14 protein-coding genes are annotated in these 13233 nt (G+C 65.5%); 3 read left to right on the top strand and 11 right to left on the bottom strand.

The genetic code is table 11. The features are described from left to right. Positions 1–92: 92 nt before the first annotated feature. Entirely contained in the window at positions 93–1289 is a 1197-nt protein-coding gene (locus tag THITHI_RS0104075) for a TRAP transporter substrate-binding protein (RefSeq protein ID WP_018231798.1), read from the bottom strand. Positions 1290–1831: 542 nt separating this feature from the next. Here THITHI_RS0104075 and THITHI_RS0104080 point away from each other — a divergent pair. Next, on the top strand, positions 1832–2344 hold the full coding sequence (locus THITHI_RS0104080) for a peroxiredoxin (protein ID WP_018231799.1): 513 nt from the start codon (positions 1832–1834) through the stop codon (positions 2342–2344). Positions 2345–2368: 24 nt separating this feature from the next. Here the strand turns inward: THITHI_RS0104080 and THITHI_RS0104085 are convergent, their stop codons facing one another. From THITHI_RS0104085 to minC, 8 genes are all read right to left on the bottom strand, one after another. Continuing rightward, entirely contained in the window at positions 2369–3262 is an 894-nt protein-coding gene (locus tag THITHI_RS0104085) for an NAD(P)-dependent oxidoreductase (RefSeq protein ID WP_018231800.1), read from the bottom strand. A gap of 198 nt (positions 3263–3460) precedes the next feature. Beyond that, positions 3461–3670 (bottom strand): hypothetical protein, encoded by a 210-nt coding sequence (locus THITHI_RS0104090; RefSeq protein ID WP_018231801.1) that lies wholly within the window; start codon positions 3668–3670, stop codon positions 3461–3463. A 9-nt stretch (positions 3671–3679) separates the two neighbouring features. After that, complete coding sequence (locus THITHI_RS0104095) at positions 3680–4009, bottom strand: hypothetical protein (RefSeq protein ID WP_018231802.1); 330 nt, start codon at positions 4007–4009, stop codon at positions 3680–3682. A 112-nt stretch (positions 4010–4121) separates the two neighbouring features. Next, the gene (recQ, locus tag THITHI_RS0104100) at positions 4122–6263 is read right to left on the bottom strand and encodes a DNA helicase RecQ (protein ID WP_198005575.1); all 2142 of its coding nucleotides are present in this window, start codon (positions 6261–6263) and stop codon (positions 4122–4124) included. 32 nt (positions 6264–6295) lie between these two features. Further along, a complete protein-coding gene (locus tag THITHI_RS0104105; protein ID WP_018231804.1) occupies positions 6296–6877 on the bottom strand; it encodes a 3'-5' exonuclease family protein in 582 nt (193 codons plus the stop codon). Positions 6878–7476: 599 nt separating this feature from the next. Further along, on the bottom strand, positions 7477–7734 hold the full coding sequence (minE, locus tag THITHI_RS0104110; protein WP_026186044.1) for a cell division topological specificity factor MinE: 258 nt from the start codon (positions 7732–7734) through the stop codon (positions 7477–7479). 4 nt (positions 7735–7738) lie between these two features. Beyond that, positions 7739–8548: a septum site-determining protein MinD gene (gene minD, locus THITHI_RS0104115; RefSeq protein WP_018231806.1), complete on the bottom strand. Its 810-nt coding sequence runs from the start codon at positions 8546–8548 to the stop codon at positions 7739–7741. A gap of 134 nt (positions 8549–8682) precedes the next feature. After that, positions 8683–9393 (bottom strand): septum site-determining protein MinC, encoded by a 711-nt coding sequence (gene minC / locus THITHI_RS0104120; RefSeq protein ID WP_018231807.1) that lies wholly within the window; start codon positions 9391–9393, stop codon positions 8683–8685. A gap of 426 nt (positions 9394–9819) precedes the next feature. Between minC and THITHI_RS0104125 the strand changes: the two genes are divergently transcribed. Together THITHI_RS0104125 and THITHI_RS0104130 are read left to right on the top strand one after the other, a co-directional pair. Beyond that, positions 9820–10758 carry an ATP-binding cassette domain-containing protein gene (locus THITHI_RS0104125; protein ID WP_026186045.1) on the top strand — a complete coding sequence of 313 codons (939 nt, stop codon included), beginning with the start codon at positions 9820–9822 and terminating at the stop codon, positions 10756–10758. A 199-nt stretch (positions 10759–10957) separates the two neighbouring features. Continuing rightward, positions 10958–11719: an ABC transporter permease gene (locus tag THITHI_RS0104130; RefSeq protein ID WP_018231809.1), complete on the top strand. Its 762-nt coding sequence runs from the start codon at positions 10958–10960 to the stop codon at positions 11717–11719. An 86-nt stretch (positions 11720–11805) separates the two neighbouring features. Here the strand turns inward: THITHI_RS0104130 and THITHI_RS0104135 are convergent, their stop codons facing one another. Beyond that, positions 11806–12447 carry a hypothetical protein gene (locus THITHI_RS0104135; protein ID WP_018231810.1) on the bottom strand — a complete coding sequence of 214 codons (642 nt, stop codon included), beginning with the start codon at positions 12445–12447 and terminating at the stop codon, positions 11806–11808. A 515-nt stretch (positions 12448–12962) separates the two neighbouring features. Beyond that, positions 12963–13208: a DUF2726 domain-containing protein gene (locus tag THITHI_RS0104140; RefSeq protein WP_018231811.1), complete on the bottom strand. Its 246-nt coding sequence runs from the start codon at positions 13206–13208 to the stop codon at positions 12963–12965. Positions 13209–13233 lie beyond the last annotated feature (25 nt).

The following is a 13233-nucleotide window of genomic DNA, read 5'->3' on the forward strand; positions in this document are numbered from 1 at the left end:
CCGGATCGGTACCGTCACAATGTACGGCACCGACCCGGATTCTCAAAAAACGGACAGAGGGCGTACCGGGGTCCCGTACGCCGCCGCCACCCTTACAGGATGGTGGAATCCGCCGTCACCTTGCGCCCGAAGAAGTGCTCGTAGGCGGGTTCCTTCGGGGTGTTGCCTTCCAGGTGGAAGGCAACCGTCTTCTCGCAGAATGCGCGCTGCGATTCGATCACCTTCTTGAAGAAGGCATTCGCCTCGGATTCACGCTGGATCACCACATCCCACGCATCAAGCTGTGCCTGGAGGATGGAATCCGGCGTGATGTAGGTCTGGAGACCCTCCTCCGTACGCATCTTCTCCAGATCCTCCGGGTAGCGGCGCATGGCCTTCCAGTACATATCCGAAGAAGCAGCCTCGGAGGCATACTTGATAATCGCCTTAAGTTCATCAGGCAACCCATTGAATTTGCGGCGATTGAAGATGATCTCAAAGCACTCCGCATCCTGATGATAGCTGCGCAGCATCCAGGTCTTGCTCACGTCCGTGAATCCCAGCAGCCGGTCCGAAGACGGGTTGTTGAACTCCGCTCCATCCAGCAGACCGCGGTCCATGGCCGGCACGATGTCACCGCCGCCCATGATGGTGACTGCCGCGCCGAACTCGCGCATCAGGTCCGCGGCCAGACCCACGGTACGATACTTCATGCCCCGCAACTGGTCAGGCGAACGAATCGGTTCCTTGAACCAGCCAAGGGCCTGGGTGGGCATCGGGCCGGTGAGGAAACCCACCAGGTCCAGCTTGAGGATATCGTGCAGCAGCTCGTTGTAGAGCTCCTGCCCGCCGCCGTACTTCTGCCAGGCCAGGTATTGGTGGGCGTCCCAGCCGAACGGCGGCGGCGTCCCGAACAGGGAGAAGGCCTTGTGCTTGCCGTACCAGTACGCACACACACCATGGCCGCCATCCAGCGCCCCGGAGATCACCGCATCCTGCATCTGCAGTGCCCCGACCACGGCGCCGGCCGGCAGCAGGTTGATGCGCAGGCGGCCGCCGGACATCTCGTTGACGATACGCACATAGTCCGAGGCGAACTCGTGGAAGATGTCCCGGGAGGGCCAGGTGCTCTGGAAGTTGAGCGTTGTCGTCTGGGCCCGTGAGATGGAGGGGAATCCTGCCGTGGCGGCACCACCCACAGCCGCCGCCGAAGCGGCCAGGAACTTGCGCCGGCTCAGGCCGCCGCTCTTGCCGCTGCCGGTCTCCTTGCCAACAGTCTTGTCGTCACTCCCAACTGTGTCATCACTCATTGTCTACACCCTCCTGGGTTTGCATTGGGGTCAAGTATCCCGGGCGTTCTTGTCAGCCGGCCGCGCCGCCAGCGGCGACAGTCGGCATGCTTCCGGCCAGGCCCGGAATCCGGTCGGAAGCGAATATGAAATTCTTGGGGAAACTCGCGGCGCACAGGGGTGGTGACACATGGATCGGAGAAACCGGGTTCCGGACACGCGGTACTCGGCAGGGAGCCGGAACCAGTGGGTCCGGTGTCGGAACGAGAAAGCTGAGAACCACCGGTGGTATTCCCCACGAGTCTTCGTTGTGACGAGGTTCGTTCGTTATACGTGCGGTTCGTGTGCGGCGTGGGGCATGGAGCCGATCTGCCAATGCCGGCCGACGTAGTGATGCTAGCCCATGGGGAACAAAAGTGAAAGTAATCGGAGCCAAATTTCCCCTTATCCGCGTATCGCAACCATGAGCGCCGGACTCACAACCCACTGGTGGTCGGTCCCCGGCACCATTACTATCTGCTCCAGGAAGCATCCGACCTCATCGCTATCGGGGAGCACACACCATGACCATCAAAGTTGGGGAACACCTGCCGGACGGCCGGCTGAGCGAATACGTGGAGACGGAGGCCGGGGGCTGCAGCATCGGCCCCAACCACTTCCAGGTGGCGGACCTGGTCAAGGGCAAGCGCATCGTCATCTTCGGCCTGCCCGGCGCGTACACGCCCACGTGCTCCGCCCAGCATGTGCCGGGTTTCGTGGCCAATTATGACCGGCTCAAGGCCGCCGGCGTCGACGAGATCTGGTGCATCTCCGTCAACGATCCGCATGTCCTCCATGCCTGGGAACAGTCCCTGAACTCAGCGGGCAAGGTGCGCATGATGGGCGACGGCAACTGCGACTACACCCGCAAGCTGGGCCTCGAGATCGACTTTACCGAACGCAACTGGGGCTTCCGCTCGCGGCGCTACTCCATGCTGGTGGAGGATGGCGCCGTCAAGGCGCTCAACGTGGAGGAACCGGGCCAGTTCGAGGTCAGCAGCGCCGAGGCCATGCTCGAGATCCTAGGCAACCGATAGGATTCCGCCTGGGCGCTCCGTCCGCTACCCGGTTGCCTGGCCCTTCGGGGCCAGAAGGCGTTGCACCTCGGCCACGACCGCCGAATCCTCCTCGCCACGACCCTGCCCCACGGCGGCGTTGATCAGCTGGGTGGCCAGCGCCGTGCCCGGCACCGGAAGGCCCAGGTCGGCGGCCGTCTGCAGTGCTATGGCCATGTCCTTGCGGTGCAGCCGGGCCTTGAAACCGGGTTTGTACACCCGGTTGAGCATGCGCTCGGCATGCACCTCCAGCACCTTGGAATAGGCAAACCCGCCCAGCAGCGCCTCGCGCACGCGGGCGGGGTCGACGCCCGCCGCCTCGGCCATGGTGAAGGCTTCGGCTATGCCCATCATGGTCTGGGCGATGATCAGCTGGTTGCAGGCCTTGGCCATCTGCCCGGCACCGTGATCGCCCACGTGGGTGATGGTCTTGCCTTCCGCCTCCAACAGCGGACGGACCTTTTCGAGCACCTCCGCCTTGCCGCCCACCATGATAGTCAGCGTACCGCTGATGGCCCCCTGCTCACCCCCGGAGACCGGGGCGTCCAGCATCTCCACCCCCTTCTCCGCCAGTGCCGCGGCCATGCGCATGGTGGCCGTCGGCGAGATGGTGCTGTGATCCACCACCACCAGACCCGGCCGCGCGCCCTGGGCCACGCCGTCCGGGCCGAACAGCACCTGCTCCACGTCCGGGGTGTCGGAGACATTGATGAACACCACGTCCACGGCGGCAGCCAGTTCCGCCGGGGTCGCCGCCGTGCCCGCACCCTCGGCGGTCAGCGGCGCCATGCTCTCGGCACGGCGGCCCCAGACGGTCCCGGCAAAGCCGGCCCGCAGCATATTGAGTGTCATGGGCTTGCCCATGATCCCGAGACCGATGTAGCCGAAACGCAATGCCATACCCGACTCCTTTGTTCGTATGAAATGTGTGTGTGCGCTTACGAGCCCCCTCTGATCCGCCGCCCGGTCACGGGGGCCGGGGGACCATGGGACAGTGGCGCTGTTCGGACTGTTAACAATAGCCGAAAACACGCGCCGTGGCCCGGCTGCGCACTGAACCACCACACCGCTGACCGGCGGAGGCACGGATGCCGCGTGTCACTGCACGCTGTGCACAACCCGGATCCTGTCGGGCGCGTCCACGCGCAGCACCACCCCCCTGCCCGACGCCGTCGGCCGATCCACGAGGCCCCGGATGTTGGCCTGGTGGGTCAGGGGATTCTCATCGGCGGACAGGCTCCCGGCGTACAAGGCCGACAGCCCCGCGCACAGCAGAATCACCAGCCCGGTCCGGCGCACGCGCGTCATGGGCGGATACTACGCACTGCCCGACAGGGGGTGGCCGCGCCGGGCTTCGCCCATGCCGGCCAGGGCCTGCCGAACCAGTTCATCGCACAGCCTGTCCGTGACCGTCCGGTCGGCGTGAATCATCCCCGCCCGCACCGCCAGCGCCATGGCCAGGGCCTGCAGGACATCCCCGTTGGCGGTATCGCCCAGCACACCGATCTCCTGATCCAGTGTCTCCAGCAGCCGGTACAGCAACTGGCTGACCCGCATGGCGGACACCGTGTCGGGATGAAGGCTGAAATTCAGGCTGAAATGCTCCCCGGTCGGGCTGGTGTATTCGAATGGCAACTTCGACGGCATGGATCCACCTCCTGACGGGGATGCGCGGTTCACGCTTCTTCCCGCGACCGGGACTCTCTCCCAAAGGTAGACGAAACGGGCGCCGTTGAATGTCCGGCAAAGGCCCCGCGGTTCAGGCCTGCCGGGCCTCGGCCGCCTGCACGCAGCGCAGCAGTCCGTAGGGATAGGCCCCGCCCAGGGCGTCGAACACCGGCCGCAGGGCCGGCGCCCGGCAATCGAAATGGGCCTCGAAGGCGGTCCGCACCCGGGCCAGTTCATTGTCCGGTAGGTCGACCGCCTCCCGCAGTGAGAGTTCTCCGGCCTCCACGGCCCGGGCCAGGTGGTTGTAGACGGTCTCCACCGTCAGGCCGCGCCGCCCGGCAATGGCCGGGGCGTCGAAACCGAGCCTGCGCAGACCCAGGGTTTCGGCCACGGTGTCGGACACGGTGCCGGGCTCGTCCTGCGCGGCGTGGGCCAGGATCACCGACAGGAAGTCCTCTCCGTACTGCGCCAGCTTGCGCTGACCCACGCCGGAGATCTCCCCCAGTTCATCCAGGGTGCGGGGCCGCTCCGCCACCATTTCGTGCAGCGTGGCGTCGTTGAAGATCACGTAGGCCGGCACGTTCTGGGCATCAGCGAGACCGCGGCGCAGCGTTCGCAACGCCTCGAACAGGATCTCTCCCGGTCCGTCCGCGGGCCGGGGCACGTCGCGCCGGCCGCGTTCCCGGCGGCGCCCGCCCCGGGGCGGGCGCGCATCCTTGCGCAGCCAGACCGGCTGCTCGCCGCGCAGCACGGGGCGGCAGGCGTCGGTGAGTTTCAGGGCGCCGAAACCCTGCGCATCCACCGTCAGCAGACCCGCCGCCACCAACTGCCGGAACACCGCGCGCCACTGGTTCGCGTCCAGATCCGTGCCGATGCCGTAGGTACTGAGCCGGTCGTGGCCCAGTGCCGTGATGCGCTCGCTGTCCTTGCCCAGCAGCACGTCCAGCACATGGTTCACGCCGAAACGCTGGCCCGTGCGATGTACGCAGGACAGTGCCTTCTGTGCCGCCACCGTGGCATCCCAGGTCTCGGGCGGCGTCAGGCAGGTGTCGCAGTTGCCGCAGGGTTCGGGCAGTTGTTCGCCGAAGTACTCCAGCAGGCGCTGCCGGCGGCAGGTGGTCAGCTCACAATAGCCGAGCATCGCTTCCAGGCGCGCGCGCTCGATGCGCTTGTGTTCCTCGCCCGCCTCGGAGGCCTCCAGCATCTGGCGCAGCATGATCACGTCCTGCAGCCCGTAGGCCATCCAGGCGTCCGCGGGCAGTCCGTCGCGCCCCGCCCGCCCCGTTTCCTGGTAATAGGCCTCGAGGCTTTTCGGCAGATCCAGGTGGGCCACGAAACGCACGTTGGGCTTGTCGATGCCCATGCCGAAGGCGATGGTGGCCACCACGATCACGCCCTCCTCGCGCAGGAACCGGGCCTGATGATCCTGGCGGATCTCCTGCGCCAGGCCCGCGTGATAGGGCAGCGCGGTCAGGCCCTGATCCTCCAGCCATTGTGCCGTGGCATCCACCTTTTTGCGGGACAGGCAGTAGACGATGCCCGCCTCCCCCGCGTGGTTCTCCCTGATGAATCGCAGCAGCTCGTTGCGCGTGCCCGAATGCTTCTGGGTGACCCGGTAGACGATGTTGGGCCGGTCGAACCCGCTGATGAAATGACGCGCCCCCACCAGACCCAGACGTTCGGCGATCTCCTTGCGGGTGGGCGCGTCGGCGGTGGCCGTGAGGGCTACCCGGGGCACCCGGGGGAAACGCTCGTGCAGGGCGGAGAGCTTCAGGTACTCGGGCCGGAAGTTATGGCCCCATTGGGACACGCAGTGGGCTTCGTCGATGGCGAACAGCGCCAGGCGGCTGCGCGCCAGCAGGTCCAGCATGCGTTCGGTCATGAGCCGTTCCGGCGCCACGTAAAGCAGGTCCAGCTCGCCGGCCAGCAGCGCCTGTTCCACCTCCTGGGCGGTGCGGGCGTCCAGGCTCGAATTGAGGAAGGCGGCGCGTACGCCCACCTGCCTGAGCGCGTCCACCTGGTCCTGCATCAGGGCGATCAGGGGCGAGACCACGACGCCGGTCCCCTCCCGCACCAGCGCCGGGATCTGGTAGCACAGGGACTTGCCGCCGCCCGTGGGCATGAGCACCAGGCCTTCGCCGCCGCCCGCCAGATGCGCGATGATCTCTCCCTGTGCGGGCCGGAAGTCGCTGTAACCGAAGATATCCCGAAGGATGTGTCTTGCCTTGTCCATGGCCGCCTCCCTGTGGCCGTCCCGAAGAACCGTCATGAATCGTCCCGGCGGTTTTCCCTGAGCATGTGCATGAACAACTCCCCCTGCTCCCGGGCGTCGTCCAGGGCCACATGGGTGTGGGGGCGCTCCCGGGAAAACCAGCGTTTGGGGAGATACTGCTTGCCGCTCCTGCGATACTCAAGCCGCCGCAGGGCCATGGCGTAGGTGCGGATGTCCAGGGCGTTCTCGTGAAACGGGCGCCGGCCCGTGAAGCGGGTCAGGTACCAGTACACCCACATGAAATCCCAGCCGGCGGGCCAGCCGGTGAACACGACCCGCCCCGGCAGGGCCTCCACCCAGTCCGCGTAGGCGTTCATGGCCTTCTCCGGGGCCACCGTATCGCGGCGGCATTCGGCCCAGGCCTCGGGAAACTGCGCCCACCATTCCACCATGCGCGGGTGCGCCTCCGCGCCGTCCAGGGTCTCCAGGTTCACGGAGAAACTGCCCAGCTCCTGCCCGTCCGGGTCATAGGCCACCGACGCCAGGCTCAGCATGGAATGAGGGCCGGGAATGGGGCCATCGGCCTCGATGTCGGTGGAGACGTAGATTTCGGGCTGGGATCGGGTATCGGTCATGACTGCCTTGAGTGAATGCGAAGATCTGCGGGATTGCAAAGGAACCCGCATCTGATATATTAAATGAATTATCAATCACAAGTTATTGATAATATAAGAATACATAGAACCATCACGAGCACTGCTCATCCGTGATCCTGCGGCTTCTGCCGGCCACCGGAGATACGCTGATCCGTGTCTCCCCGGGCAGCCGGGGTGGTGATATACGCGCAAGCATACGCTGTCCCCGGGCATCGGGCATGCGTCTGCTCTCCGGCCTACCCTACCACCCTTCCACGGCGGGCCCCCCTCCCGAGGAACGCGGATGAGAGAGACGGGCCCTCCGGGTGAATGATCCAACGATGCCGGGACGATCGCCCAGGGGACTGGGCTCCTACGCTGCGGCGGTGTTCTCCTGGCCCGACCCTCCGGGTGAACGGTCCAACGGTCCCGGGACGATCGCCCAGGGGACTGGGCTCCTACGGGGGATCAGAGCACGCGTAGGAGCCCGGTCCTCCGGGCGAACGGGGTTTGGTTTGGGCGGGGTCGCGCCCAGGGGGCCGGACTCCTGCGAGCGGCGCGTACACCTTGCCCGTGAACAACCTGGTGGGTGTACACGGCTACGCCCGGTGTTCCGGGAGCGTCACGTTCAGTTCCAGCACCTCGCAGTCTCCGTCGCGCTCGATCTGGATGCTCACCGCCTCCTCGTCCACCTGCACGTACTTGCGGATCACGTTGAGGATCTCCTCCTGGAGCCGCGGCAGATAGTCGGGGCCGTCCCGGTGCACCCGTTCCCGGGCGACGATGACCTGCAGGCGTTCCTTGGCCACCTGGGCCGATCTCCCCTTCCGGGAGCGGAAGTAGTTGAAGAAATTCATCATGTCAGCTCCCGAAAAGGCGTCCGAACAGCCCCTTCCTGCGCACATCCAGGAACCGGTGCACACGCTCCTCGCCCAGAAAACGCGCCACCGCGTCCTGGTAAGCCTGGCCGGCGTCGGATGCCTCGTCGGCGATCACCGGCGTACCGGCATTGGAGGCGTTGAGGACCGCCTGGGATTCCGGGATCACGCCCAGCAGATCCACCGCAAGGATCTCCTGCACGTCCTCGACACTGAGCATCTCGCCCTTTTCCACCCGCTCCGGGGAGTAACGGGTGAGCAGCAGACGTCCCGGGATGGGGCCGTTGCCCTGTTCCGCATGGAGCGTCTTGCTGGAGAGGATACCCAGGATGCGGTCGGAATCGCGCACGCTCGAGACCTCCGGATTGGTCACCACGATGGCCTCGTCGGCGAAGTAGGCGGCCATGAGGGCACCGCGTTCGATGCCCGCGGGGCTGTCGCAGATCACGTAGTCGAAGTCCTCCGAGAGTTCCTGGAGCACCCTTTCCACCCCCTCGGTGGTGAGCGCGTCCTTGTCCCGGGTCTGGGAGGCCGGGAGGATGTAGAGCCCGTCCACCCGCTTGTCCCTGATCAAAGTCTGCTTGAGGTTGGCATCGCCGTTGATCACATTGACGAAGTCATAGACCACCCGGCGCTCCACCCCCATGATCAGGTCCAGGTTGCGCAGGCCCACGTCGAAATCCACCACGGCGGTGCGATGTCCCGCCATGGCCAGGCCCGTGGAAATGGCGGCGCTGGTGGTGGTCTTGCCCACCCCGCCCTTGCCCGAGGTTACAACGACAATCTTCGCCACTGGCGTTTCTCCATGAATTGGGTGTGATTCATAACGGCAAACCTTCAACCATGAAGCGCACGGGAATACGAAGGAATTCGGGCTCGAATCGCCGTCCCTTCGCACGCCTCGTGCGCTTCGCGGCACACATGCTTCTACATCCGTTCGATCAGCAGGCTTTCACCCTCCAGGCGGACCTGCACGGGATGTGCCCGTTCCGCGTCACCGATCTGCTCACTGAGCCGGTAGTGGCCCGCCACGGCCACCAGTTCGCAGTCCAGCTTCCGGCAGAAGATGCGCGCCTGCGTATCGCCGAGCACGCCGGCCATGACGCGCCCCCTGACGGGGGCATAGGCGTGGATATGGCCGTCGGCCATCACCTCGGCCCCGGCGCTCACGGCGGCGGTGAGCACGAGATCCCCGCCCCGGGCGTAGACCTGCTGACCGGAGCGCACCGGCTGGGTCACCATCAGGGTGGGTGACGCCCCGGACACCGACGCCGGCGCGGGTTCCGGCTCCGTCTTGCGACGCGGCGCCTCCCGGGCACCGTCCACGTTGAGTACCGGCAGGCCGGCGCTCTCCGCGATTCTCCGCACGGTCCCGCCGGAGTCCCGCAGCCCGACCAGGGTCACCTCCCGCGCCCGGAGCAAGCCGCTCAGGGCCTCCAGATCCAAGGCGTCGGAACTGTCTCCCAGCGCCTCCAGATCCAGCACGGTGGGCAGCCCCGAGAGCAGGCCCGGGGCGTCCCGGAGATGTTCATCCAGGCTGGCGGCAATCGCGTCCAGGGAGGGAACGAGCAGGCGCAGCACGGTCACCGTGATCATGCGCCCCTTGAACTGCAGCGCCGTGGCCGTGTGCACATTCATCGGGGCACCCCCCGGAACCGGGAAAATCCGTGGCATGGCCGGGGGGTCTGAACGGGAATCGGGGGGTGCATCGGGGTCCACTGGCGTCATTTCGGGCGCCAATGGTATCAGCCATGTCCCGAATGCACAGGATTGACACCACAAAAATCATCTTTCAACCGCGGCCGGCCCCAACCGCATTGGTTCTTCGACGTCTCGAACGGAAGGCCTTCGTCAGCAACGGCCGGTTCGCCCTGGGCAGGATCGCCCAGGGGACTGGGCTCCTACACGGGTGGGGTTACCGCGCGGGGGTTTATGCCTCTGATCGCGGATGTCCATGGATCCTCTGTGTGGATCGAATCCACCGGGACCGTCGAGGAGCCCCGGCGTTTCCATGCCGGGGGCCGGCGCGTACCATGGGGCGGTCCATCATCCACGGCCATCTCCATGCTTGCACGGCAGTCAACCGCGATACCGCCCCTGGTGTCCGCCCGGGGCCTCACCAAGCGCTATGACGGGCGCACGGTGGTGGACCACGTCGACCTGAGCGTGGCGCCGGGTGAATGCTTCGGCCTGCTGGGCCCCAACGGCGCCGGCAAGACCACCACGCTGCGCATGATGCTGGGCCTCACCCCGCCGGACGAGGGTGAACTCACGGTGCTCGGCGAGCCCATCCCGGCCCGTGCCCGGGAGGCCCGGTGCCGCATCGGCGTGGTGCCCCAGTTCGACAACCTGGATCCGGACTTCACGGTGCGTGAGAACCTCTCCACCTATGCCAGCTACTTCGGTCTGCGCGGCGAGGCGCTGGCCAAGCGCGTGGAGGAACTGCTGGATTTCGCCAACCTGCGGGGCCGGGAGTCCGTGCCCATCCAGTCGCTCTCCGGCGGCATGAAGCGACGCCTGACGCTGGCCCGGGCGCTGATCAACGCGCCGGAACTGGTGGTCCTGGACGAACCCACCACCGGTCTCGATCCCCAGGCCCGGCATCACATCTGGCACCGCCTGCGCGACCTGCTGGCACGCAACACCACCCTGATCATCACCACCCATTACATGGAGGAGGCCGAGCGCCTGTGCGACCGACTCGCCATCATCGACCGGGGCCGCGTGGTCGCCTGCGACAGCCCGCGCGCGCTGATCCAGGCCCATATCGAACCCCACGTGGTGGAACTCTCCGGCCATGCCGCCACCGTGTGGCTGGACCGCCAGGGCCATGCCCCCGACGCCGCCCGCCTCTATCGGGTGGGCGACGTGGCCCTGATCTATGCCCAGGACCCACGCCCCCTGCTCGACCGCCTGGACGCCGACGGCGAACGCTACCTGCACCGCCCGGCGAACCTGGAAGACGTGTTCCTCAAGCTCACCGGGCATGAACTGAGGGACTGATTGAATTGCGAAGTGTGGATTGGAAAGTGGGAAATGAAGTACGAAGTTTGAATTTGGAAGTGGGAAGTAAGGTCCATGGACCCAGCATCGCCAAAGCTGACCGAGGCGGTTTTTTTCGCACTTCCCAATTCACACTTCGTACTTTTTCCAGGCACTAAGCCGAAGCCACCGGCATCACGTTAAAAGAACAAACTCGACCATGTCCCTCAGTCTCCGCTTCCTTCATATCTGGCGCCGTAATCTCAAGGTGTGGCGCAAGATCCTGATTCCTTCGATCCTGGGCAATTTCGGCGAGCCGGTGCTGTACCTGCTGGCGTTCGGCTACGGGTTCGGGCGGCTGGTGGGGGATCTGGGCGACATGCCCTACATGGTGTTCCTGGCATCCGGAATCATCTGCTCCAGCGCCATGTTCACGGCCAGCTTCGAGGGCATGTATTCCGCGTATACGCGCATGGAGGTGCAGCAGACCTGGAGCGCCATGCTGGGGGCGCCGCTCACCGTAAACGATATCGTGCTGGGCGAGGTGGCCTGGGCGGCCACCAAGGGGCTGATGAGCGCGGCGGCGATCCTGATCGTGGCCGCGGTGCTCGGGCTGGTGGCGGACGCGCGCGCCCTGCTCTCCCTGCCGGTGCTGCTGCTCACGGGCTTCACCTTCGGCGCCTGCGCCATGGTGGTGACGGCATTCTCGAAGAGCTACGACTTCTTTCTCTACTACTTCACCCTGGCGATCACGCCCATGCTGCTGCTCTCCGGCGTGTTCTTTCCCCTGGAGCAGTTCCCGGCACCGGTGCAGGTGGTGGCCTACCTGCTGCCGCTGGCGCACGCCGTGGAGCTGGTGCGCCCGCTGCTGACCGGCGAGACGCCGCAGCAAGTCCTGCTGCATCTGGCGGTGATCACGGCCTATGGGGTGACTGCGTTGACGATCGCCACCCGGTTCATCCGGCGGCGGCTGATTCGGTAGGCGGAAGGGATGTGAGCGTGAATCCCGGGGTCACGGGACACCGCCGCCCCGCCTCCGATCGGTACGATGGCCAGCGGCCCGGGAGATCAGGGTTTACCCGCCGGATTCGGATCCTGTGATGCCGATGCGGCCTCCAGTGAATCTTGCGCATCGCGCTCCAGGGATCGCACGAGATGCAGAAAAGTAGCCAGGTGGCACAGCGCCAACAGCACGGCAAGCCCCGCATAGAATATGGCCCAGAGCCCGAACCCCTGAAGCACCATCAGCGTCGCCGGGAACGCGATCAGGATGAGATAAAAGATCGCAAAGGCCGGCAACGCCACACGATCATGCACCCGCCGCTGCCAGTCGGGCCACGCCAGCGCCACGGCGAACACCGGCTCGGATCCCGGATAGAGCACATTGAGCCGCTGCTCGAAGCGGCGCATGCGCGCCTGATGGTAGAAGAAGATCGACTGCTTCATCAGGTTGTAGAACAAAACGAACATGACAACCAGAAGCAGCGTCGTGAATCCCACCGGCGTCACCGGCTGATCCAGGCGCGCGTTGAGCTCCAGCATCCGCGCAATCGGATCCCAGGCCAGCACGGCACCGATCCCGCCCAGCAGCTTGATGTCAGACAGGGCATCCTTGACGTAGCCGTTGCAGCACTCGGCCAGGCGAACGTACTCCGTGTATAGCAAGTCCCGCGCCTCGCCGTCCGGCACCTGCCCGGACTTTTCCTCCATCACTCAACCCTTCGCCAAAACCTGTGTGCGTCGTTCCCGCGGCCGCGGTTGCATCGAAAAACCCTGCTGCCCACCGCCTAATCCCGGGCGTGCGCCCTCCGGGTTCTTATAGCAGCGATTTCCGCCGGCGACACCGGGACGGATCGGTTTCCGTACCAAAAGAATAACGTCGTCATGTTTTCCGGGTGTCGACGATTTCAGTTTCTGCGGCATGCGGCGACAAGGACGAGGACGTGGTGGAACGCAACCTGGAGCTGGTGCGCCGCGCCGCGGGCGACCGAACAGCGGGCACCCCCGGGCAAGCGCGGCCCGGACATGGAGGTGGACGGTGGCTACAGGCCGGAGGACGTTCATGGCGAGGCGCGCCGATGGAGGAGTCAGACTCTACGCTGCCCCGGCGTCAATCCCTCCGTATCGTTGTTGCTCTGCACCAGATGTAATTGCAGTCATGACACACCTCCTGTGGGTACCTGAAAGACTAGTACGCTTTTTGGTACGTACGCCAAGAGGTACGCCTAGCTCCTTAACATTGCAGCCAGGCTGCGGCGCTTTGCGGCGTCGGCAACACGCACCTTGCCGAAAACCCGGTATTCGTCACCGACTGCCTGGTCGAGAACCCCAAGAAAGGATCGCTCGGCGGGCGAAAACAACCCCTCGATCTTCACGTACGGATAACGAGTCGCCTTGCCCCCGCCCGCGCGTAGCTTCCAGGCCACTACCGCAACCAGTATCACGACCGCCAGTAGAAGGACCCATTCCACCAGTTTCTCCTTTTGTGAGCTCTGA

The organism is Thioalkalivibrio thiocyanodenitrificans ARhD 1 (genome assembly GCF_000378965.1).
Lineage (GTDB): Bacteria > Pseudomonadota > Gammaproteobacteria > Ectothiorhodospirales > Ectothiorhodospiraceae > Thioalkalivibrio_A > Thioalkalivibrio_A thiocyanodenitrificans.

What these genes read in the sequence shown, in the direction of transcription:
- THITHI_RS0104130 (WP_018231809.1), top strand. Translation starts at nt 10,958, where the DNA reads ATGTCCCTCAGTCTCCGCTTCCTTCATATCTGGCGCCGTAATCTCAAG.
- recQ (WP_198005575.1), bottom strand. Translation starts at nt 6,263, where the DNA reads ATGGACAAGGCAAGACACATCCTTCGGGATATCTTCGGTTACAGCGAC.
- THITHI_RS0104075 (WP_018231798.1), bottom strand. Translation starts at nt 1,289, where the DNA reads ATGAGTGATGACACAGTTGGGAGTGACGACAAGACTGTTGGCAAGGAG.
- THITHI_RS0104125 (WP_026186045.1), top strand. Translation starts at nt 9,820, where the DNA reads ATGCTTGCACGGCAGTCAACCGCGATACCGCCCCTGGTGTCCGCCCGG.
- minC (WP_018231807.1), bottom strand. Translation starts at nt 9,393, where the DNA reads ATGAATGTGCACACGGCCACGGCGCTGCAGTTCAAGGGGCGCATGATC.
- minE (WP_026186044.1), bottom strand. Translation starts at nt 7,734, where the DNA reads ATGAATTTCTTCAACTACTTCCGCTCCCGGAAGGGGAGATCGGCCCAG.
- THITHI_RS0104085 (WP_018231800.1), bottom strand. Translation starts at nt 3,262, where the DNA reads ATGGCATTGCGTTTCGGCTACATCGGTCTCGGGATCATGGGCAAGCCC.
- THITHI_RS0104135 (WP_018231810.1), bottom strand. Translation starts at nt 12,447, where the DNA reads ATGGAGGAAAAGTCCGGGCAGGTGCCGGACGGCGAGGCGCGGGACTTG.
- THITHI_RS0104095 (WP_018231802.1), bottom strand. Translation starts at nt 4,009, where the DNA reads ATGCCGTCGAAGTTGCCATTCGAATACACCAGCCCGACCGGGGAGCAT.
- THITHI_RS0104080 (WP_018231799.1), top strand. Translation starts at nt 1,832, where the DNA reads ATGACCATCAAAGTTGGGGAACACCTGCCGGACGGCCGGCTGAGCGAA.
- THITHI_RS0104090 (WP_018231801.1), bottom strand. Translation starts at nt 3,670, where the DNA reads ATGACGCGCGTGCGCCGGACCGGGCTGGTGATTCTGCTGTGCGCGGGG.
- THITHI_RS0104105 (WP_018231804.1), bottom strand. Translation starts at nt 6,877, where the DNA reads ATGACCGATACCCGATCCCAGCCCGAAATCTACGTCTCCACCGACATC.